General features: G+C 44.6%; 18 protein-coding genes. 11 read left to right on the top strand and 7 right to left on the bottom strand.

Features of this window, described 5'->3' with window-relative positions:
* Positions 1 to 209 precede the first annotated feature (209 nt).
* Complete coding sequence (locus BCU34_RS15875; RefSeq protein WP_102480415.1) at positions 210 to 1,088, top strand: 6-pyruvoyl trahydropterin synthase family protein; 879 nt, start codon at positions 210 to 212, stop codon at positions 1,086 to 1,088.
* Between the two features lie 96 nt (positions 1,089 to 1,184).
* Here the strand turns inward: BCU34_RS15875 and BCU34_RS15870 are convergent, their stop codons facing one another.
* The gene (locus BCU34_RS15870) at positions 1,185 to 2,225 is read right to left on the bottom strand and encodes an acyltransferase (protein WP_102480419.1); all 1,041 of its coding nucleotides are present in this window, start codon (positions 2,223 to 2,225) and stop codon (positions 1,185 to 1,187) included.
* A gap of 122 nt (positions 2,226 to 2,347) precedes the next feature.
* Positions 2,348 to 3,304, bottom strand: a complete 957-nt coding sequence (locus BCU34_RS15865; RefSeq protein ID WP_102480456.1) for an AEC family transporter — start codon at positions 3,302 to 3,304, stop codon at positions 2,348 to 2,350.
* A 160-nt stretch (positions 3,305 to 3,464) separates the two neighbouring features.
* Between BCU34_RS15865 and BCU34_RS15860 the strand changes: the two genes are divergently transcribed.
* Entirely contained in the window at positions 3,465 to 4,058 is a 594-nt protein-coding gene (locus tag BCU34_RS15860; protein ID WP_102480471.1) for a TetR/AcrR family transcriptional regulator, read from the top strand.
* Positions 4,059 to 4,295: 237 nt separating this feature from the next.
* A complete protein-coding gene (locus tag BCU34_RS15855; protein ID WP_102480473.1) occupies positions 4,296 to 5,144 on the top strand; it encodes an alpha/beta hydrolase in 849 nt (282 codons plus the stop codon).
* A 143-nt stretch (positions 5,145 to 5,287) separates the two neighbouring features.
* Here the strand turns inward: BCU34_RS15855 and BCU34_RS15850 are convergent, their stop codons facing one another.
* Together BCU34_RS15850 and BCU34_RS15845 are read right to left on the bottom strand one after the other, a co-directional pair.
* The gene (locus tag BCU34_RS15850; protein WP_102480476.1) at positions 5,288 to 7,828 is read right to left on the bottom strand and encodes a glycosyl hydrolase family 18 protein; all 2,541 of its coding nucleotides are present in this window, start codon (positions 7,826 to 7,828) and stop codon (positions 5,288 to 5,290) included.
* A 394-nt stretch (positions 7,829 to 8,222) separates the two neighbouring features.
* The gene (locus BCU34_RS15845) at positions 8,223 to 8,687 is read right to left on the bottom strand and encodes a DUF2850 domain-containing protein (RefSeq protein WP_102480479.1); all 465 of its coding nucleotides are present in this window, start codon (positions 8,685 to 8,687) and stop codon (positions 8,223 to 8,225) included.
* A gap of 307 nt (positions 8,688 to 8,994) precedes the next feature.
* Here BCU34_RS15845 and BCU34_RS15840 point away from each other — a divergent pair, with 307 nt between their 5' ends.
* Positions 8,995 to 9,276 (top strand): pyrimidine/purine nucleoside phosphorylase, encoded by a 282-nt coding sequence (locus tag BCU34_RS15840; RefSeq protein ID WP_017057600.1) that lies wholly within the window; start codon positions 8,995 to 8,997, stop codon positions 9,274 to 9,276.
* Positions 9,277 to 9,459: 183 nt separating this feature from the next.
* Here BCU34_RS15840 and BCU34_RS15835 read toward each other — a convergent pair whose 3' ends face one another.
* Positions 9,460 to 10,332 (bottom strand): pirin family protein, encoded by an 873-nt coding sequence (locus tag BCU34_RS15835; RefSeq protein ID WP_102480481.1) that lies wholly within the window; start codon positions 10,330 to 10,332, stop codon positions 9,460 to 9,462.
* A gap of 158 nt (positions 10,333 to 10,490) precedes the next feature.
* Here BCU34_RS15835 and BCU34_RS15830 point away from each other — a divergent pair, with 158 nt between their 5' ends.
* Complete coding sequence (locus BCU34_RS15830) at positions 10,491 to 10,775, top strand: hypothetical protein (RefSeq protein ID WP_048614058.1); 285 nt, start codon at positions 10,491 to 10,493, stop codon at positions 10,773 to 10,775.
* A gap of 25 nt (positions 10,776 to 10,800) precedes the next feature.
* Here BCU34_RS15830 and BCU34_RS15825 read toward each other — a convergent pair whose 3' ends face one another.
* Positions 10,801 to 11,991 carry a diguanylate cyclase gene (locus BCU34_RS15825; protein ID WP_102480503.1) on the bottom strand — a complete coding sequence of 397 codons (1,191 nt, stop codon included), beginning with the start codon at positions 11,989 to 11,991 and terminating at the stop codon, positions 10,801 to 10,803.
* Between the two features lie 315 nt (positions 11,992 to 12,306).
* On the opposite strand from BCU34_RS15825, the gene BCU34_RS15820 reads away from it, so the two are divergent.
* The 6 genes from BCU34_RS15820 to manA all read left to right on the top strand — a co-directional run bounded on the left by BCU34_RS15820 (position 12,307) and on the right by manA (position 19,511).
* Positions 12,307 to 12,645: a DUF1840 domain-containing protein gene (locus BCU34_RS15820; protein WP_102432100.1), complete on the top strand. Its 339-nt coding sequence runs from the start codon at positions 12,307 to 12,309 to the stop codon at positions 12,643 to 12,645.
* Between the two features lie 394 nt (positions 12,646 to 13,039).
* On the top strand, positions 13,040 to 14,434 hold the full coding sequence (gene uhpT, locus BCU34_RS15815) for a hexose-6-phosphate:phosphate antiporter (protein ID WP_048660632.1): 1,395 nt from the start codon (positions 13,040 to 13,042) through the stop codon (positions 14,432 to 14,434).
* Positions 14,435 to 14,631: 197 nt separating this feature from the next.
* Entirely contained in the window at positions 14,632 to 15,162 is a 531-nt protein-coding gene (locus BCU34_RS15810; RefSeq protein WP_375071462.1) for a response regulator, read from the top strand.
* Positions 15,162 to 16,658: a signal transduction histidine-protein kinase/phosphatase UhpB gene (gene uhpB, locus BCU34_RS15805; RefSeq protein ID WP_048663903.1), complete on the top strand. Its 1,497-nt coding sequence runs from the start codon at positions 15,162 to 15,164 to the stop codon at positions 16,656 to 16,658. Before BCU34_RS15810 ends, uhpB begins: the two co-directional genes overlap by 1 nt.
* 8 nt (positions 16,659 to 16,666) lie before the next feature.
* Positions 16,667 to 18,007, top strand: a complete 1,341-nt coding sequence (locus tag BCU34_RS15800; protein ID WP_102432099.1) for an MFS transporter — start codon at positions 16,667 to 16,669, stop codon at positions 18,005 to 18,007.
* A 298-nt stretch (positions 18,008 to 18,305) separates the two neighbouring features.
* Complete coding sequence (gene manA, locus BCU34_RS15795; protein WP_102480483.1) at positions 18,306 to 19,511, top strand: mannose-6-phosphate isomerase, class I; 1,206 nt, start codon at positions 18,306 to 18,308, stop codon at positions 19,509 to 19,511.
* Between the two features lie 116 nt (positions 19,512 to 19,627).
* Here the strand turns inward: manA and BCU34_RS15790 are convergent, their stop codons facing one another.
* Positions 19,628 to 22,309, bottom strand: coding sequence for a hypothetical protein (locus BCU34_RS15790; protein WP_102480485.1), 2,682 nt, complete (start codon positions 22,307 to 22,309; stop codon positions 19,628 to 19,630).
* Positions 22,310 to 22,645 lie beyond the last annotated feature (336 nt).

The following is a 22,645-nucleotide window of genomic DNA, read 5'->3' as shown; positions in this document are numbered from 1 at the left end:
TTTTATGGCTATTCGCATGAGACTGGCCTATGTTTTAGCGGAAATTGAGCGTAGTTTGTCCATTTCTCGAATGACGGTGTAAAAAGGTGGACTTTATAAGCTCGTTGTAACATCCTGCCCGTCCTATTTTATCAGACATCAATGAGACGAAGTGCCTGCTGAACATTACTCAGCCTCCCGTATCTCATTAAAGCACTAAGGAGTTCCACTTGAACCTATTTGTAAGAGACCTTACCGTTATCGATTCTTCATACATCTGTGAACACAGAGGGGTCGTAGGAGATAGTTGGATTTTAGATGTCACCATGTCTGGTGAACTTAATGAAATGAGCATGGTGCTGGATTTTAGCAAGGTCAAAAAGCAGATCAAACAGCTTGTCGATGAGCACGTTGATCACCGCTTACTGTTGCCAATGAAAAACGCTGCAATCGTACATCAAGCAAGCAAATCTGGTTACTCTAAGGTGGATGTACTGCGTGGTGACAAGAGCCTACACCTGCACTGCCCTGATGAAGCATACTGCTTGATTGATGCTAAAGCGATCACCATCGAGAGTGTGACCGCACACGTTTACAATATTCTTCGCGATAACCTACCAAGTAACGTCACAGGGTTAGAGATCACCCTTCGTCATGAGAACATTAATGGCGCGTTTTACCACTATACCCATGGTTTAAAAAAGCACGATGGTAATTGTCAGCGTATTGCGCATGGCCACCGTTCTCCAGTCGAAATTGTGGTTGATGGTCAGCGTGACGAACAACGCGAGCAGGCGTTTGCTCAGCGCTGGGAAGACATCTATTTAGGCTCTAAAGAAGACCAAGTTTCAGTTTCATCACTTAACCTGAGTGAACACGCAAAAAGTGTTGATGACGAAAGTCACTATGGCTTCCGCTACACAGCGCCACAAGGTGAATTTGAGTTAGCGATTGCTAAGAGTGAAACAGAGATCTTGCCAACGGATACCACGGTAGAATTACTTGCGGGCTATATTGCGGACCAAGTTGAACCGAGCCTAGCAGAGAACCAATCACTACAAATTGTGGCTTATGAAGGGGTAGGTAAAGGCGCGATGGCGTTCCGATAACACCTCACGAGAGAGAATCTCAGTTCTAATATGATGAAAGAAAGGCAAGATATTCAGTTATCTTGCCTTTCTTTTTTGTTGCTCTTTAAAACTGATTTAGCGAAGTAGCACGCGTCGCAGTGGTGTTTTCTCGATCCCAGCAACCAACCCGAAGCTCAACAATACGGTACCAAAAAATACGGTCACGTCTTTTGCTAACTCAGTAATCCCCAATACTCCGCAGACATTGAACAGCACGATAATGATCAGCAAATGACAAACGTAGATGCCTAACATACGATTCGAGATCGCGCGAACCCACGCATAGTCGCCGATGTTTGGATTAGCCAAAAGCCACATAAACACGCCCATTCCCCATAGTGCCGTACCAAACAAGAAATCATTCATGTTGAATCCGACGTCGAACGTGGTTAGCCATGCCCCCTCAGCAAAGTGAATCAACATGCCTAACACTAATAACACCAACGCTTTGGCTGACGACACCTTCCATTGATTCTGACGAATGAGGAAGCCTAAGGTCACCATTAACGTGCTAAAGAACGGGCCGTTACGAGTAAAGAAAGGTGCGCTCAGGTCGGTTAAGTTCGCGTAGCTGCCCGCTAAAACACCATAGACGTAAAGCAGAATAGCCGTTGGTAATAGTAGTTTGTCGAGTTTCATTTCGACCATTAGAGCGATGATCAAAACGGCACACACAAGTGCAGGAATAAACCACAAGTGCACCAACCCACCCTCTAAGAAAGAGTTGAGCGGGGTGTTCATTAAGAAACCCCAATAGCCTTGGCGCTCACCTAGGTATCCAAACTCTTCTACCTTCGCGAGGTTGAATGGCATGACTAGGCAAATGATGCTCCATGCCAACCATACCTTAAGCAGTGGTTTAGAGTAATTAATGACGGTTTGCCATGGGGAGGCAGTCATCTTGGGCTGAATAAGATAACCGGAAATTAGGAAAAACAGAGGTACCGCAAAACGAGCGGTTTGGTTAAGCACATAGCCAATCCAAGGCACTTCATCGATTTGCCAATAAGTAAGTGCCATTTGGCCATGTAAGCCAATGATCGCCAAGATAGCAATCACTCGACCCAACTCAATACTGGCGATGCGTTGTGAAGGCGTATGTTGAACGGAAGACATATCAGATCTCTAAGAAAATTTTCGTAGAATCTAACAGCCTTTTTATTGAACCAGTTAGCGCTAAATCAAGGGTTGCGACCTTTGTTTTAAGGCTTATCTTGATTCTTTGAAGCCTGTCGCAGCTATATTAAATCCATTGCGGTAAGTGCAAAAATGCCAAGCGTGCAAGTGATAAGTGAAACGACGGTGGTGAGCGCGATAATATTGGCAGCCAATGTTGAATTCCCGCCCATCGCACGTGCCATAACATAGCTCGCAGCAGCGGTCGGTGCGGCGCTCATCAAGAAGATAAGGCCAAGATCTAATCCTCTAAAACCAAAGAACAGGGCAGCAAGCGTGATCAGTAGCGGAGCTAAAACCAGTTTGTATCCGGTAGAGAACCAAGTTGGGCCCTTATCTTTTTTTAGTGAGCGTATATCAAGCGACCCTCCCGTGCACAAAAGGGCTAACGGTAACGTCATGTTTGCGAAATATTGCCCTGCATCAGTCACCATTTTCGGTACTGGGATCGATAGTAAGTAGAACAAGACACCTGAGGCGATCGAGATAATCAAAGGGTTTTTGATGAGTGTTTTAACGATTACTTGAATGGCTTTGTCACCCGACTCCTGGCCCTTTGGAGTGAGCGCGATAACGGCCTGAATATTATAGAGAACCGTCAAGGAGGCGACATAAAGTGCTGCGAGTGCGACACCATCGTTGCCGTATATATTGGCGACGTAAGCAAGCCCGATAATAGCAGTGTTGGCACGAAATCCACCTTGCACTATCACACCTTGGTCTTGAGGCTTTTTAAAGGTAATTTTAGTGCTGACAGTGGTGAACACGAAGAAGGCAAGGTTGGCTAATAAGCCAAAGATGACGAGCTTTCCACTGGCGGCAAAATCGTGGTTAGATTGAACAATGCTGAGGAATAACATCGCGGGTAGAGTGACTTGAAACACCACCTTGGATGCGACATCAATGAAATTGTCATTGATTAAGCCAATTCGCTTGAGCATCACACCAAGAAACAGCATTAAACAGATAGGGCCCGTTACTGACGCCGAAAACGCAAACTGTTCCCAAAGTGTGTTCATTCTTTTTCCTTTGTTAGTCGATTTCAATTTCCTTGAATACTGTCGCATTTTTCCACAATTATTAGACAAGAGAAATTAATTCCCAGTGGTTAGGCAAAAAACTTTGAAAAAAAGAACGAACGTGCTAAAAATAAACCATCAGATTTATCATTGGTGAATAATGAGCAAAGGAAAGATAACCAAAGAGTATATTTTGAGTCATGCATTCGCGCTTGCGAGTGAGAACGGGCTTGAGAGTTTAACGATTGGTGAATTAGCCAAGCAGTGTGGCATGTCTAAGAGTGGCTTGTTTGCACACTTCAACTCTAAAGAAAACCTGCAACTCTCTGTACTCGAGTATTCCAACGCCATATTCACTGAAAGAGTCATCATTCCCGCAAGAGAGTTGGGCGATGGTGATATTGAAGCGAAATTGAAACAGCTGCTCGACAATTGGCTGGGCTGGAACCATTCATTCCAAGGCAGTTGCATGTTTATTGATGCATGGAAAGATGCGGGCAGTGAAACGTCTGTGATTCAGAAAGCACTGCAGAAAACCATTTCAGTGTGGATTGACTACTTGACGATTCAGGTAGCAAAAGCGGTGGAGAGCAAGCAGTTTAGAGCCGAACTAGACCAAAAACAGGCAACCTTCGAGTTGTACGGTCTCTACTTGAGTGCGAATTTGTTCTATTCGTTGCGAGGCCAACAAGCGAGTCACACCCATTTTTGGAGTGGTGTAGAGCGCTTAATTGCCAGCTGGAAAGCGGTTTAACGAGTAAGCCGTTTAGTTCGTAAACCACTTAGCTCGCAAAACACTTAGTTCGCAAAACATAGAGTTAGAAAAGCATGTGAGCTTTGCTGATGTAAGGTCTAACAATTTTAAGAGAAGTGGCGGCAAGCAGTCATAAAAAGCGCTATCGCCATTTTTTATATTAATAAATAGCACGGTCGTTCGATTTTTCGGGCCGAGCTCGATCCGCCAATGATGATGGCGATACAAGGAACGGTCATGAGTGACAAAATCTATTTTAATACATCGAACAAATTCAGCTTCAAGCGCAGCTTGATTGGTGCAACAACTAACCTGCATTACATTCTCGCGCCGAGCCATGCGAAGAAAACTGCGCGAAAACTGTTGCTCACGCCAATGCGAACTGAGCAGAAAAACGCTGATCCGAAAGGGCTGATTAAGAGCGAAATCAAAGGCCGTGATGGTGTGCTAAAAACGTACTCTCTGGGTACAGGTCCAGTTTGGGTGCTGACTCATGGTTGGTCTGGTACGGCGAGTCAGTTCTTTCCTCTTATGGAACATATCGCAGCCAAAGGCTTTACGGCTCTGGCTTACGATCACCCGGCTCATGGTGGTAGTGATGGTGTTCATGGTCATATCCCTGCGTTTGTGAATGGCTTGGAAGCGATTCTAGATTCGGTTGGCGAAGTGGCAGGCTTAGTAGGTCACAGCATGGGTACCGCTTCTGCGTTGGAATGTAAGCACGTTAAATTGGAAAACAAGCCATTATTGCTGATTGCACCTGTACTGGATTATCTAGAAAACCTATTTGGCAGCGTTGCGCGTTCAGGTTACTCAATGAAACTGTTTGAGGCGGTAGTTGGAGAAGTAGAAGAGCAGTTTAACTACCCAATTCAGTCGGTGGATCCCTATGGAAAGCTAGCGCTTCGTGAGTCTCAAACGATCATCGTACATGATGAGCAAGATAAGTTTACTAAGTTTGATGTGTCTCAGCGTGCTGCTAATGAAATGGGTCGCGTTACCTTGATTTCGACTCAAGGACAGGGCCACGGGCGAGTAATGAAGTGCCCACAAGTGTTCGAGAGCTTTGATAACTTAATTGGCTAAGCACAACGAGCGCAAGTCAGTAGGACGCCAGTAAAGAGATCGTAAGCTCAAAGCTAAGAAAACAAACACTAAAAAGGCCAACCAGATATTCTCTGGTTGGCCTTTGCTTTTAGTTGCTTAGTTAGCTTTAACTAATCTTGTCCTTAGTTAGCACAGCTTGCTGGGCCGATCTCTTTCCACACACCCCATTGGCCTGTCGTTGTTGGATCTTCACCTGTTGTCCACCATTTCGCTTCCCAAACCTTACCGCCTTGAGTCACTTGGTCGCCACCAGTGTAGACCGCACTTGAATCCCAAGCGTTAGTACACGTGCCACCGCCTGTGGTTTTCTTGAGGACTTTCACTGATGCAGCCGCAACTGATGTATCGGTACCATCACTCACTGTCACTGAGAAGTTCAGTACCGTATCTTGCGTGTATTCAGCCGCGACAAAGCTTACCGAAGCGCCTTGTACTGTTGCGTTGATACCTGCTGGTACATCCCACGTGAAGGTTAATGTGTCTTGATCCGCATCGCTAGACGCTGACGCATCAACCACAACAACGTCACCCGCATTGACTTCAGCCGGAGCCGTAACCACTGCAACTGGCGCTGTGTTTACTGGGCCTGTGTCTTTAGGGGTTACCGTTACAACAACTGTGTCTGTTGACGTTGCGCCTTCGTTGTCTGTTACGGTTAGGCTGAATGTTAGAGCTTCTTGTTGTGCGACTTCAACAACATCGAAGCTTGCAACAGCTGCATTGGCATTAGCCAGTGTTACGGCAGTTCCGCTTACTTGTGACCAAGCGTAGCTCGCAATTGTACCGTCGCTGTCTTTTGAAGCGCTGCCGTCTAGAGAAACAGAAGCTGGGCCTTCAACGGATTGGTCGGCACCTGCAGCTGCCGTAGGTTTGCGGTTGACAGGATCGGTTGTACCGCCCGCAAGACCTTCATGCATTGCATTCAGGATGTCGCCGTTGTCTGCATCAATTTCCCAAGAGAATAGACCCGCAAGGCCAAGGCTACGAACGTACGCGCCTTTTGCTTTTACCGAGCGGTCATCATCAAATGTGATTAGCTGACCTGAGGTGCGATTCCAAACGTAAGGCGCTTCTGCCATTTCGTCGTAGCCGTATTCGAAGCCATTGATCCCTTGGTTGTTCGCACCAAGCATGTTCGCCTTAATGCCTTTGTAGTCGATAACGCCATCTTCCCAGACACCTTGTGCAGAGCTGCCTTTCAGTTTGCCGTTACCAACCCCTGTCATAGGGTCACTAGGATCTGAAAGTGATGATGGCAATACGCCTTCCCAACCACGACCGTACATCGCTGTACCAACAACAAGCTTGTTGGCTGGAACACCTTGCTCAAGAAGCAGTTGGATGCCGTTGTCTGTGGTGTAAGCAGGGCCAGTGTACGGTTCACCATTTTCATCAAGTCCTGTGCCATCACATTGGCCAGGGCGCATGAAGTTACCGCAGTTTAGTGCTGTTTGGTGACCTAACACGTTGTTCCAGCCGCCGTAGAAGTCGTAAGTCATTGCGAAGATGTAATCCATGTATTGGATAGCATCGCCGTAGTTCACGTCTTCAATCTTATCGTGACCAACACCGATCGCAGATGTTAGCTCGTAAGTACGACCGTTTTCCGCTTCTAGCTCATCCAGCATCACGCGAAGTTCTGCCATCAATGCAATGTAAGCTGGGCCGTCATTTACAGGATCACCAAGGTCTGGTGCAGCACCGCCGCCACCAGGGAATTCCCAATCGATATCGACACCGTCGTAGAATTTCCATGTGTTGAGGAATTTCTTAACAGACGCGACGAAGGTGTCTCGGTTGGCTTTGGTTGTGAAATCAAAGAACGGGTCAGATAGCGTCCAGCCACCAATCGATGGGATGATCTTCAAATCAGGATTACGCTGTTTGAGCGCCATCATCATTGCGTAGTTACCCTTGATCGGTGAGCTGTATTCGTGACCCGCTTGAGGGAAGCTCTTCTGGAAAGCCGCCCAAGGGTCATGGATCACCACTTCGTAATCGTTAACACCCTGACAAGCCGTCATGAGTGCGTTGTAGCTGTTACCGCCTACTGATTTCACTGATTCGTTTGGACCACAAATTGGGATGAAGCCATAAAGGATATGGGTCAAGTTGTCAGCGGGAAGGTTATCAACGGTGTAATCACGACCGTAAATACCCCACTCCACAAAGTAAGTACCGACTACCGTGTTTGGATCTGTGTTGTATGACTTGTTGTTCGGATCCACATTCATCGCAAGTGGCGCCAAGTGTGAGCCATCGGTATCAGCGATCGTGATTTGAGCAGGTGCGCTCTTGCTACATCCTGTTTCATCACATGCTTCGATTTCCATCGCAAATAAGCCGCCTTGGCCGTATTCGAAAGAAGCTGTGGTTTGGCTGCCAGTGATTGGGCCGGTGGCCACTTTAACGCCATCAAAGTAAATGTTGTACGTGTTTCCTGACGTTCCGCTCCATTGGTTGAACTTGACGTCGACCTTTGCTTTATCGTGATATTTCACCATCTGGTTGTAGCCAGAGGTGGTTTCCATCGCGAGTTCAATTTTGGAAAATTGCAGGTTGTTGGAACCGTACATGTCGATGCTAGGTGCTGTTGGAGCAGCTAATGCTGTACCAGATAGCGCTAGAGCAATGCTCGCAGCACAGGTATTTATACGAATCATACTTTTTCTCTCATTCCTTGAAGGTTACGAGAACCAAATGGCCCCATAAAACGGCTCCAGTCAGTTTTGAAGGAGCTTCCCAGTCAGTATTCGAGAGAGTTTTAATTTTATAACTGAAAATAAATCCGTTTTCGATGGACAACTAAAAAATTGTATCTTGTTACAATTCTGTTGCTTAATGAGTGAGATGCTGAGTCCATGTTTTATAAAATAAAACATCCTTCAGTAGGAAAATCTCACAAGTGAAAATTCACGACATGAAGTTATGAAAAGGTGCGACAAACTATAAGAAAATACTGTGAATTGAAGCAGAATCACAAAGTGAAGTGTGTTGAGCGAGCGAGGCCAATCGACGAGTAGGCTAATGCTTCTGGAAGCAAGGAGAAGAGGAGGTTTATCTTTTGAATTGCTCAGCTAGGGAAGCACGTCGTTGTTGCATGACACTATGGGTATCACCAATTGCAGTATCTTCGTAGCCTTCTTTAACAAATTGCTGAGACGGTACGCTTGGCTCTAGTCGCTTCAAGCGAGGTGAATCATAGGTGCCGCTGATGGTGTAAACGGTGGTTCCAGATCCTGTGTTGATCGTGACAATCTTACCGTCAAAATCGAATGAGGTAGTGATAAGACGATGATTCATCATCACACCTTTGTCTGAAAGTGTCAGGATATCGGTGTTGTAAGGTGGCGCCGCAATCTCTATCCATGTGCCATAGACGTTGCTTGGGCTGACCGATTGCTGGTGGGCTTGGTAAGCAAAATAGCCGGCGGTGAGGGCAACCATAAAGCCAGCTAATAGGAAGCCGTAGAGTAACGAGTTGGCAAATAGATCTCTGCTTTTAGTCGGCTTTTTTGCCATTATCTCTTCATTTTTCGACTGATATTGTTTTAGATTCTATTAACTAAAACCTTAGTTTGCAAAAATTGTTCTAAGAGTTAGAAGCAGGATCGAATGTTCTAATAAATTTGGTTGCGTTAGTGGTTTTTAGCCTTGCTCCTCAGTATTTACGTTATCAATGAAAGCGAATTCCAGAAATGCTTAAGCTATGCGTATTTATTTCTTGTAGGAAAGTCTCGAATTGGTTAAAACAATTATCACCTAAATTTACGCATAGGCTTACTCGGTGAGCTCAATAATTGCAATTTGAAGATAACAAGGAAGTACAATGATTAAAGAAAACACATACTTTGAAGGTGGCGTTAAGTCGTTAGCGTTTAACCAGTCTGGTGCTGATGTGAGTGTTGGTGTAATGGCGGCTGGTGAGTACACTTTTGGTACTGCGGCTCCAGAAAAGATGACCGTTGTTAAAGGTGCTTTGATTGTAAAGCGTGTTGGCGATGATGATTGGACGACATACCAATCTGGTGAGTCTTTTGATGTTGCGGGTGATTCATCATTCGACCTACAGGTAAAAGAAGCGACGGCTTACTTGTGTGAGTACCTATAAGAAGCCTGAAATTAGCTTCTGCTCCATAAGAAAAAACCACGCTCTAAGAGCGTGGTTAAATAAGTGATAGTAACCGGCAGTGGATAGTGTCACTTGTTTTTGTAGTCATCAAATGGATGACCAAATCGTTGTTCGTTGCAAAATCTCTTCAATCTTCAATCTTCAAAGCTCATAGCCAAGACATCAGTAAGTCTCAAACACACCGTTGTTGTAGTCTTGAATTGTCTGTTCAATCTCTTCCATCGAGTTCATGACAAACGGACCATAGTGAACAACAGGTTCATTAATTGGTTCACCGGAAAAAATCAGTACCCCTGAATCTTCCAAGCTACCCAAAGACAGCAAGTCAGCTTTGGCAAGCAGGGCAAGTTGACCTTGGTTGATCACTTTGTCGCCGATCTTAATACTGCCTCGGTACACGTAAGTCATGGCATTGTGATTAACATTAGTCCCTAACGTGACTTTTTGCCCAGAATGAGAGCGCCAATCCGCAACGCTTAACGGCACACCTGTTTTCTGTAATGGACCTTGCGATCGTAAAGCCTCTGAACCATCGTCTGTTTGGTTGTGCAGTTCAAACCCTCCGGCAATCACTCTCAACAAACCACTTTGTTCACTTTGATGTTCCGCGATGCTTTCATTTTGGAAGTCGTGATATTGCGCTGGCTGCATTTTGTGTGTCGCAGGTTGGTTTATCCAAATCTGAAAACCATGCAGCGCGCCTTCTTCCATCATTGGCATTTCGCTGTGAATAACACCACGGCCTGCGGCCATCCACTGTGCGCCACCGCTGCGTAGCTCTCCAACATTCCCCATATGGTCTTTGTGTTGGAAGTGACCTTGGAGCATGTAAGTGAGCGTTTCTATCCCACGGTGAGGGTGTGGAGGAAAGCCGCCAACATAGTCTTTGCTTTCATCCGATTTAAGTTCATCAATCATCAAAAATGGAGAGAAGCGCGTGTTATTAAAACCCGTGAGTCGTTGGATTTTGACACCATCACCGTCTGAGGTGGCATGGGCTGCAATCACATGATCTACTGCTCTTACATTCGTCATTTTGAAACCCTCATATACTTGAATAGCTGTAGTTTATGTAATTTGATTGAAAAAGAAGATGGCACAGCGTTGAGTGACTTATTCGAAAATCTTGAACAGGTAACAATATGAAATTATGTCTATACTTGAATAGAGAGTAGACCGCCAAGGAGGCCGCTATGGCAGTTCAGCAAAAACATGGCGAAAGGCATGGTCGGATGGGTTTTGATAACGACTTTACAACGGAGCAAAGTCAGCGTTTTACAGAAGTTGCAAACAGCGCGGTTAAACGCCGCGTCAAAAAACGTGAGATTGAAGCACCGTTTATTCAGTCGGCTAAGCAAGCTGCTTTTAAAACAGTGGTGAGGCGACCTAAAGGTAATAACCCAAACCGAACACGGCAAGTCATATGGATTATTATGATCGGGTTAGTGAGCCTTTGGCTTATGTACCTTGCAGGTTAGCAGCGCCGCTAAGTTATAGGGCTGGCTAGCGTTGACGGGTTTTTAATAGCGTAACATTGTTCCCTTCGACCTTTGCTTCAAGACAATCTTCAAGTTCAGAAGAATCTGACCCTGAGCAGGTTAGATTCGTCGGTAGTTCTTCTATCAAGGTTGATACTGGGTTGTCGTGATAATAAGCGTATCGGTTTTTTCCTGAATGCTTGGCGACATACATCGCTTTATCAGCACATCTCGTCAGCTCATGTAATTCTTGGGCGTCTTGTGGGTATAAAGCAACCCCAACACTTAGCGTCAATTCCTTGATTCTCTCGTTTGTCTGGCAACCACTTTCGAACAGCCCGCAAATCCTATCTAAAATACCGTCTAGATCTTTACGAGAGGGTACATCGTAGAGCATCAAAACAAACTCGTCTCCAGCAAAACGCGCAATCGAATAATCGTATTCATGGCTTTTTCTGTCTCGGGTTCGAATATTGTTGCTCAAGCGATTGGCAAAATGCTGCAAGACACTGTCCCCAACGTCGTGCCCGTAGCTGTCGTTAATGTCTTTAAAGTCATCAATATCCAAAAAGACCAGTGCGGTAAGTGATCGCTCACTATCCACCGTAATTAATTTTTCTGTCGCCCAGCGTTCAAAGCTCCAACGGTTAGCTAAGCCGGTAAGTTGGTCTCTGTAGGCCAGATCTTCGATGCCTTCTTTATACAGACGTTGGATATAACTGACGGCTTTGGTGTAGTAATAGGCGGATGTGTGGCACACCAAGCTCATGGTAAATAAACTAAGAATAAATCGATGGGTACTGTTAAAGGGTAAAGAAAAGTTGTTTGGCATGGCGGTAATCAAGGTGCTGATAAACAAGCAAAATGAGGTGCTGAAGATAATACCAATTCTGAAATCATTAATGAAAATGACCGCTGCTAGAATTGGGTAGAGCCAAAGTATTCGGTCGGGGATGGCGTGACTGTACAAGAATAGGATGACGCCCTGTACAAGAAGAACACTACTCAGTATCAATTCGGAATAATCAGAGTTGGCTACTTTTCTCACATAGAATGCATTGGAGATGGCAATAATCGCGAAGCACAGCTCGAAAATTGAAAGGGTATAGTGTTGGCCTTGGAAGTAAGCCCAAGTATAGAAAATGAACAACGCAGCGGCAGTCAGTGAAAAGGAGTGGACAATTTTTTGTTTACGGGTGGATCGTATGTCCGCCATTTCTTCTAGGTGTCTGCCGACCAGCCTTTTCATGTGATTTGTGCCAAAGATTTTGATAATGGTGTTAATAGTAGATTAAATAATGAGCTATGCGGAGGTTTAGATAGCTATTTAGTGTGATTGTACTCAAGGTTTCATATTAAAAAATAATCGACCGGTAATTAATCGTGATGTGTATCACTGACGGTGCAGACCCATTCGAAAATGAGACTATCAAGGTTCGAGTTATAAGAAGCGGCTTGGCGATTATCTACTTGCTTTCCAGAGAGTTACTCAACATAGTTTGTTGGTAAACAAAACTTAGAGAGGCTCATAATGTTAATTACCTTTAGTTGCAAGGCCCATGCTAGCGTCACGATGTTTGGGGAAGTCGGTCTTCAGTTCATCAAGATGCTTGGGCATAGCGGTACCGTCCCAGGTGCCATTGATGCTTCAGAAGTTTCTCAAGCTCTGGATAATTTACGTGCTTCGATCGCCTCTGAGCAGAGCAAGCAGGTAGAGCAAGAAAATACTGATGACGACAATGAAGAAGAGGTTGTTGAAGCGCCTGTTAATCTCGGTAGCCGAGCATTCCCACTGGTGGAACTATTAAAATCAGCCATCAAAGATGAGTGCGAAGTGATGTGGGAAGACGGCAGCGGTAAACGACTGTAGTACGATTCGTAAAAAGCCTATTGGCTCTATTTTAATAGGCATGAATGTTGAGTCAGTATCGGTCACACCTTGGGGGTTGATGGTGATGAATCGATACTGGCGCTTTGTTTGTTGCGCAGTGTTTGGCTTGCTTCTGTTTGTTTAAAAGGTTCATCAGCCTTGAGATGAGTTACTTTTGTTATCGTAATATCAATCCATAACAGATCGTAAACAAAGTGATGCTGTTCACGCTTTCTTGACTCCCAATTCTGAACTAAGAATTTTTCCTAGTTATTCTAAGACCCTCTCTCATGCGGTCGATTTTTAGACTCCTTATTATTTCACGGTCAACTAACAAAGATTGCATGGCCGCAATTATGCCGTGCAGACCTCACAAAAAATAAGAGAGTTCACAATGTTAAAGTTCCTAGATCAGGTTCGAAAACCGACACTGGATCTTCCGGTCGAAACCAGAAGAAAAATGTGGTTTAAACCATTCCTGCAATCTTACCTAGTGGTGTTCATTGGTTATCTAACCATGTATTTGATCCGTAAGAACTTCAATGTCGCACAAAACGACATGATTTCTACTTATGGGTTATCGATGACGGATCTAGGTCTTATCGGTCTGGGTTTCTCTATCACTTACGGTATCGGTAAAACCGTCGTTTCCTACTACGCCGATGGTAAAAACACTAAGCAGTTCCTGCCATTTATGCTTGTCCTTTCTGGTATTGCCATGTTGGGCTTCAGCTTCAGTATGGGTGGCGGCAGTGCTAGCTTATTCATGATGGTTGCCTTCTATGCATTGAGTGGCTTCTTCCAAAGTACAGGTGGACCTTCAAGTTACTCAACCATCACTAAATGGACGCCTCGTAACAAGCGTGGTTCTTATTTAGGCCTTTGGAACATGTCACATAACGTGGGTGGTGCAGGTGCTGCTGGTGTTGCTCTGTTTGGTGCAAACTACCTATTTGATGGCAACGTGATTGGTATGTTCGTGTTTCCATCGATCATTGCGATTGTGGTTGGTTTTATTGGTATGCGCTTTGGTAATGACTCTCCAGAAGCATACGGCTTAGGTACGGTTGAAGAGTTGTTTGATGAAGAAGTCAGCGAAGAAGATACCGCTGCTGAAGAAAATCAAATGACTAAGAAAGAGATCTTTGTTGAATACATCCTTAAAAACAAAGTGATTTGGTTGCTCTGTTTCGCGAATATCTTCTTATACATTGTTCGTATCGGTATCGATCAATGGTCTACCGTTTATGCGTATCAAGAGCTAGGTCTATCAAAAGAAACCGCGATTTCAGGTTTCACGCTGTTTGAAGTTGGGGCACTAGTCGGCACGCTAATGTGGGGTTATTTATCTGATCTTGCGAATGGACGCCGTGCTCTAGTTGCTTGTGTATCGCTTGGGTTGATTATCGTTTCTCTAGAGTTCTACCAGCATGCAACAAGTGAGTTCATGTACCTAGCATCCCTGTTTGTGCTTGGCTTCCTAGTGTTTGGCCCTCAGTTGCTGATTGGTGTTGCTGCGGTAGGTTTCGTGCCTAAGAAAGCAATCAGTGTTGCGGATGGTGTGAAAGGCACATTTGCTTACTTGATTGGTGACAGCTTTGCAAAACTTGGCTTAGGTATGATTGCGGACGGAACACCTATTTTCGGCTTAACAGGTTGGAAAGGAACGTTCGCTGCACTAGATACCTCAGCGGCTATTTGTATCGTATTGCTCTTGTTCGTTGCCGTTGCAGAAGAGAAGAAGATTCGCCACGCTAAGAAAATGCACTTAGCGGCTCAAAACGCCTAGCTTGTCTCGCGGACTTGTTTTCGCAAGCACAGTTTCGGGTAGATAGTCTCACGTACTTTATTGCTTTATTGCTTTAAAGCACGTGAGATCATACCAATCGTTAGTTCGATTCAGTATCATCTCTATCAATAAACTTAATTTTATATAGCTCCTGTTGGGGCTATTTTTCTTTCTTACTCTTAATTTTGGTTAATATCATGATTAATGTTGCGCTTGTTGATGACCACGTCATTGTTCGATCTGGCTTTGCTCAATTACTCAGTCTTGAAGCTGATATTACGGTCGTGGGTGAATTCAACTCTGCGGCAGAAGCTCGTCTCGGACTGCCAAGCTGTCACCCTGATGTCGTGATCTTGGATATCTCGATGCAAGACGAAAGTGGTTTGAGCTTATTGGAAGAGATTCCATCAGGCATTGCCAGCATCATGTTGAGCGTTCACGATTCTCCGGCGATGGTTGAGAAGTCATTAGAGTTAGGAGCCAAAGGTTATCTCAGCAAGCGCTGCAGCCCCGATGAGCTAATCCAAGCCGTACACACGAGCGCAAATGGTGGCTGTTATCTCACACCCGATATCGCTATCAAGCTTGCGACACCCATGAAGAATAAAGCCTCTTTAAATCAACTTACCCGCAGAGAGAGTGAAGTGTGTCAGTTATTGGCAACAGGGCTCGATGTAAAATCTATCGCCGTTGAGCTAGCTAAATTGTTCACACAAGACCAGTACTAATGCGTTCCTATCTAGCCACCTCCCTATGTGGGGTTTTTATGGCTGGTTGTGCATGGTTCTGTTTGTGGGTTATTGCCTTCTATTTCATTAATGACCCTGAGTTAGCCATTCTGCTTTTCCCATTTTCACTTCGACTGGGAATGACGCTGCACACTCGCACTCATTATTGGCCTGCTATCTATATTGCAGAGTGGGGGCTTGCTATCGCTTTAGCTTTACTGCTTGATGAGCCTCAATGGCTGACGATACTCATCGCCAGTGGATTGAGTATTCCTGCCACTCTAATTGCCAAGCGTTATTATTATGGTGACCAGAATCGTCACTTGTTAGTGATGGCGAGCTTAATCATGGTTACAGCATTCATTAATGTTGCAGTGGTGGGTTCTCATGTTCCGGCTGTTTACATGGTGTGGTTGGTGAGTATCACTGGCGGATTGATGTTGGTGCCGATGTGTTATCTGGTCTGGAACTACCTATTCCAAAACAAGTGGGCGCCACTGAGCTCTTACTTAATCAACAATGTCGTTGAGTTCAAAATCCGCCACATCGCTTTGTACAGCGTCTTGTTGGTCACCAGTATTTTGATACAAACCAGTTTGCCTGATGAACTAAGACGCTTCGCCCCATTCTGTATGGCGATCCCTATCATCTTGCTCGCGGTTCGTTACGGGTGGCAAGGTGCTTTACTGGCGACCCTGTTAAATAGTGTCGCGTTGATTGCTGCTCACAGTGGAACATCTAAACTCGAAATTACCGATTTACTCTTGTCTCTGTCTGCTCAAACCATCACCGGTATTTTGCTTGGACTTGCGGTTCAAAAACAAAAAGATCTCAATGCGAAACTACGAAGTGAGCTCTCCAGAAATCAAAACCTTTCACGCCAGTTAGTGACAGCTGAAGAATCGGTTCGTCGTGATATTGCGCGTGAGCTGCATGATGAAATCGGCCAAAACATCACGGCAATTCGTACTCAGGCAAGCATTATTAAACGCGTCGATGCCGCTGAGATGAGCGTTCGCTGTGCGGGGACGATTGAGTCATTGTCTTTGAATGTTTATGACACCACCAAACGTCTACTTACAAAACTAAGACCTAAGATGTTGGACGACCTCGATCTAAAAGATTCTGTTGAACAGCTAATTCGAGAGATGGAGTTTTCGGATCACGGCGTTGATATCCAGTTAGATTGGCAAGGTGATTACTCGTGTTTGAGTGACACGCTCAAGGTCACTATCTTCAGGCTGTGCCAAGAATCCTTAAACAATGCCCATAAATACGCGAGTGCGAGCGAGATTAAAATTGAACTGATTTTAGATGATCAGGCTTATCTTCAGATATCAGATAATGGCGTTGGTTTTACAGCGCAAGATCTTCTCAAAGGAATGGGTGTTCGTGGTATGCAAGAGCGTGTTCAGGCGCTCGGCGGCAAGATGACAATTAACGCGAATGGCTCATCTTCGGGTACCAATATCAGCGTTACATTACCTAAAGTGTGAGAACGAATATGTTTGGATTTCTGCGCTCAACAACGTCAAATACTCATGCTCTAACTGATGATGAAGTCAATCAGAGTTATCGCTACTGGCGCCTTCACATTATGATAGGAATGTATGTCGGCTATGCAGGTTTTTACTTCACCCGTAAAACCTTTAATTATGCCGCGCCAGCGATGATTACTGACCTTGGCTTGGACAAAGGCGATATTGGCTTAATTGGCACGCTCTTTTATCTTTCTTATGGCTTATCGAAATTTATATCAGGCACGATATCGGATCGTTCAAACCCACGTTACTTTATGGGACTTGGCTTAATCGCGACTGGTCTGATAAACATCGCGTTTGGCTTTTCGAGTTCGTTAGCGGCTTTCATCTCGCTGTGGGTGCTTAATGCATGGTTCCAAGGTTGGGGCTGGCCATCGTGTTCTAAGTTATTGACGACTTGGTATTCTCGCTCCGAAAGAGGTTTTCGTTGGGCAATCTGGAATACAGCACACAACGTTGGTGGGGCGCTAATTCCTATTCTTGTTGGTTATCTGACGCTGCAATTCAGCTGGCGAGCAGGGTTTATCTGGCCGGGTGTGATTGGTGTTTTTATCGGTCTTATCGTTTGCTGGCGCTTACGTGACAAGCCCACCACCATGGGACTTCCGACTGTAGGGAAGTGGCGTCATGACCATTTAGAGTTGGCGCAAGAGAGCCATGGACAAGGGTTAAGCTATCGAGAAATCCTGAAAACTTACGTATTCAGCAACAAGTACATTTGGTTGCTCGCTTTTAGCTATGTGCTGGTTTACATCGTAAGAACCGCGGTTAATGATTGGGGTAACTTATACCTAACCGAAGAACACCATTACAGTTTGATCAATGCCAACGCTGCCTTATCTCTGTTCGAGATTGGCGGTTTCGTTGGTTCACTTGTTGCTGGGTGGGGATCTGACAGGTTGTTTGGTGGCAACCGTGGCCCGATGAATATTTTGTTTGCGATTGGCATATTTCTTTCAGTCTCTGCATTGTGGTTGATGCCTTTGACCAACTTTGTGTTTCAAGCTGCTGGGTTGTTTTGTGTAGGCTTTTTTGTTTTTGGACCTCAAATGCTTATTGGTATGGCGGCGGCCGAATGCTCACATAAAGACTCTGCCGGTGCGGCGACAGGCTTCGTTGGCTTGTTTGCTTACATGGGTGCAGCTCTCTCTGGTTACCCATTAGCGCTCGTTCTAGAAACTTATGGCTGGAGTGGATTCTTCATTACCATCTCTACTTGTGCGGCGGTCATCGGGTTACTGTTACTGCCTTTTCTACAAGCTCAATCACCTCAGAAAAGTGCTGAGGCTCGTTCTGGCTTTTAAGGACCCTTCTCGATAACAAGATAGTCACTAGTGTTTGCATTGTAGAAGCTTGTATCACTGCTGTAACCAGTGTGATACAAGCCGCTATCTTATTTTCGGCGCTTTCTATGCGTGATATTCAAATGTGACTCTTTTCACGCTTTTCATCGTTCTCACCTGTTTCTAAGAAATTTTCCTATTGCGTCTAAGACCTCATCTCATGTGGGTTCTAGCTGCTCTCTGTAGTCTTTCTAATTATTTACGTTATTAGAAATCAGCTCTCTGAATTGTGTTCAAAGGGCTCACTACGGAAAACGCCATGTCACTCAGCCACTTCTCAGAACACTCATTTTTCCCAATGGAAAACACCATCCAGAATTATGCATGGGGGAGCATCTCTTCGATACGTGAACTGTTTGGTTTTAAGAATGAGTCACAAGAGCCACAAGCGGAAGTTTGGATGGGAGCGCATCCGAAAGGTTGCTCAATGGTCAAGCTGGACCAACATTTGGTGCCTCTCTCTGAGCTGATTAACAAGAATAAACCGGCCTATTTATCAAACGATATTGCGCAGGAGTTTGGTGAACTGCCGTTCTTGTTTAAGATCTTAGCGGCAGAAAAAGCGCTATCGGTTCAGGTCCATCCGAATAAGCGCCAAGCTGAAATTGGCTTTGCAAGAGAGGAACAGGCAAGCATTCCTTTGACTGCAGGGCACCGCAATTACCAAGACTCGAACCACAAACCTGAATTGGTCTATGCGATCACTGAATATCAAGCGATGAATGGCTTTCGAGAGTTCGATGAAATATTAGGTTTGTTCAAAAAGTTAGATTCGAGCGAGCTGGCTGGTTTGGTCGATGAGTTTGGTAACAATCTTGATTCTCTAGGTTTAGAAACGTTTTTCCGTGACCTTTTAACTCTAGATGACCAACATAAACACCGAGCATTAGAGCAACTTCTGACTTATGCAGTCGCTCACCAAGATCAATCTGAGTTTGCTTTGGTTGTTGAGCTTAGCCATCAGTACCCGAACGACATCGGTCTGTTTTGTGCTCTGTTGCTGAACTTGATCACATTGAAGCCGGGTGAAGCGATGTATTTGAATGCGAACACTCCGCATGCTTACATTAAGGGAACCGGGCTCGAGATCATGGCAAATTCAGACAACGTGCTAAGAGCCGGTTTAACGCCAAAACACATTGATGTCCCTGAATTGGTCGCCTGCACAGAGTTTACGCCAATTCCGTTTAAACACTTGTTATTGGCGCCCTCCAAGCTGGGTCAATGTGATAGCTATGATATCCCGGTCAGTGACTTTAATTTCAATATCTTTCATAGCCCCAAGCAAGAAGAAGTCATCACAAGTGGCGCTGAAATCTTAATGGCAATAGATGATGATTTAACGCTAGTGAGCCAAAGAGGTGAGCACTTAACCCTTACGAAAGGGCAATCGGTATTTATCCCAGCCTATATTGGTCATTATGAATTGAGCAGTAAAGGACGAGTGGCTAGGGCGTTTAATTAGGGGAAGTGATGAGCTTGAAATGCTATCAAGTTTTGGGAATGGAGATATTGGCTTAAAGAACTAATACGAAAAAAAACAAGCCAATAAGATATTGGCTTGTTCATGTTGCCTATCGATTACTTAATAGTCGGTAAGCTTGTCGCTTCCATATTAATCGACATACCCCAAGAGGACTCCTCTCGAATGGATTTAATTGATCCTCGGTTTGTAAGCCAAGTTATTTGAGTGTCACGAGGTCCGTCATTTTCGAATTGTGTCTCACTTGTTACTTTACATGCAGCAAAGGTACCCGCAGGCACAGTAACTTCTTCTTTACCTAGGTAGGTTTCTTGGTAGTTGAAAGTGGGCAGAAAGTAAGGTTGTCCGTTGATAATATCGTTTAGTGAGGTCTCTACAGAAACGGTTCTTAATCCAGGGTACTCAGTTACGAACTCTTCACCGCTGATCTCGTCAAACCAATAATCAAACTGAGAGGCAAGTGGTGCGTTAGTTGACGTTCCAAAGTCTACCGTTTGATTGATGATTTTCTGGTTGTCAGTAATCGTCAGTGGTAATAATGCTTTAGCCGACCCCCAACCTAGTGAGTCATCAGAATTAAAGCCCTCTTGACCTAGATAGTGATCTTCAGAGCTATATGAATACTCATACCCCATTAAAGTACCTTCCGGATCTTTGATATCGATACGCGTTTTTTCTAAGCTACCTGCTAAGTCCGAAATCCAACTTGGTAGCCCGGTGACCAACGGAACGTCATTCAGCCAAGAGAAAGTATTCCCAAGATAGATAAACTCATAAGTTAGGTTCTGTGTTACTGGCTCAGGATCCCATATCGGTGTGCGCTGTACATCGTAAACCGTGACGTCATTAGCCGTCGCAATGAACCCAGCATCCGGCAATGAATCAAGACAAGCCTGTAGGTTAAGAGGGTGCAGAGGCTGTGGTGTTAATGCGTTATCCAAAATGAACTGTTTAGTCGCTTCATCAAAGATATAGGCCTCACTATCAATCTCTTCGGTCTCTTTGTAGGTAATTCGTACAAACCCGTCGACAACAGATAGGTAAGCAGAGTTATCTTGTCTTTGATAGTTTGACCATGTGGTTTGCGAGTGGATGGATTCAGGAATTGTTACTTGACGTAATACCTCGCCATTCACTGATTGATCTTCCCACGAACCGAGTTCTGATAATCTGGAGAATGTAGAGTCTAGCTCCCAGGCTCTCGAATAATAAACCACGGTACCGTCGGGCAGAAGCTGTGCAAATATTTCAGCACCCTCTATTCCTGCCATTGGAATTAGATCTGCATGGTTGTTATATGCCGTGTCATGACGATCCGATTCATCTTCAGCGATGGTCGATGCTAAAGTCGCAAGCCACGTATCGCTGCCATTCTTGAAGGCGCTAATTCCGTTACACGAGTTATTAAGTGCTTGGTAGCGGTCTGAATCGTGTTCCGCACACCAATCACCCTTGTAAAAGGTATAAATGTTGTCGTTGATGTCTTCTACAGATAATTTGTATGCCGTTGTGTTGTCAGGGAATTTTAATCCTGCAGGCATAATTAGAGACCAAACGTTCTCACCATCGGTTTGGTCCATGATTGAGCGAACATTAAGACCACTGATATCCAACTGCTTAGCGCTAGCAATTTCATTAAAAATTGAGCTGTTCGACTCGAGAATGACACTACCATCTTTATTTGGCTTGATGCTAGTTAAGGTGTCATTACTTGTTTCCCAACCGCTTTGACCCAAAACCATGTCATTAGCGTCAGGAGTGCTTTTAACTTCAACAAACTGTTCTGCAAAGTAGTCATAGATGTAGCTGATTTCGCTGACTGAATTATCGGAATCTGCTTTTAGTGTCCCATAAGCGACCACTAAGTCTGTATTTTCCTCATTCGCACCGCCAAACCAATTGATGCCATCCGTTTTAATGAGCTTCGCAAGGTCGGCTTTCTTAGAGCCTTTATTTGCCTCGTTTTCTTTAATTTTATCTTCAAGATTAGAGTCATCAATGGCGATGTGATCGCGATTAATGCTGCCAGCAATGTCGCTCGGGTTGAAGTTCTCTCCCGCTGCTTCAATATTTTTGACGACTTCATCTAGGACTCGAGTCACTTCTTCATTGATCAACGCCGTGAGCGCTTCTACAGAAATACCAGCACCCGCTGCAGTTTCTGATAGGGCGTCAGTATTCTCTGCCATGACCGATGCGGTGACTTGAGCAACGCGGTGTAGGTTCTCAAAAGCTGCTTTTTGTGAGTCTGCTAGCTTGTCGTTATTTTTGGCCTCAATGTAATCTTGAGTTAAGTCGAGCGTTGTACCTAACTTCTCTTGAATAGTTGCTTTGGCCTCATCTAATGATGCGCCACTTTCAATTTCATTTTGTATAAGTGTGGTTAACGGGCTAATAAACTCTGATTGTGGCGGAGCCGTTAAGCGGTAACTTTTGTTCAACACAACACCAGGGTTATCAGTGTCGATGGTTTGTCCTGCTACAACTTCAATCAACAGAGTGCTCTGTTTTAGTTGCTCTTGAGTTAAGTTCTCAATGGTAAATTCACCATTGTCGCCGGTTACTGCATTTGGCTCATCCTTATCACACACCTTATTGCTGTTTAGATCCAAGCATGCATTAGCACCTACCAGATAGCCATCAGCGGCCTTTGCTGTTAAAGACGCTGAAGTTGCTGTTGAACCGCCAGTATCAGTTGTAGAGCTATCCGAACTATCGCTACCACAACCTGCTATCCCTAGGGCTATTGCCACTGCTAACAGTGAACGTTGACCATTCATGTTAGTTCTCCTATTAAGTTATTGATAAAAATTTACTACTCTGGAATCAATTGGGAGAATGTCATTGATAAATATGACTATTTATAAATTGAATGCCATTGGTGAGAAATGTATCAAAACGGAATGTAGTGGAAATAGCGGGTGTATTTATTCTAGAGACATATCTAATTGGTGGAGTTATATATGCGAGTGATATCTATGGTGAATGTTTGGTATTTGTAATTGATGTTATTGTCAATTGATCTTTTGGGTAAGTGGTTGTTATTTATAGATTCATGTATGATTTATAGGTGCTGATTGTCTGTATAAAACCCAGAGGTTACCATAAGTTGACTA

This window comes from Vibrio sp. 10N.286.45.E10 (assembly GCF_002874195.2).
In the GTDB taxonomy this organism is placed as follows: Bacteria; Pseudomonadota; Gammaproteobacteria; order Enterobacterales; family Vibrionaceae; genus Vibrio; species Vibrio crassostreae.
This window is presented reverse-complemented; position numbering and strand designations above follow the sequence as displayed.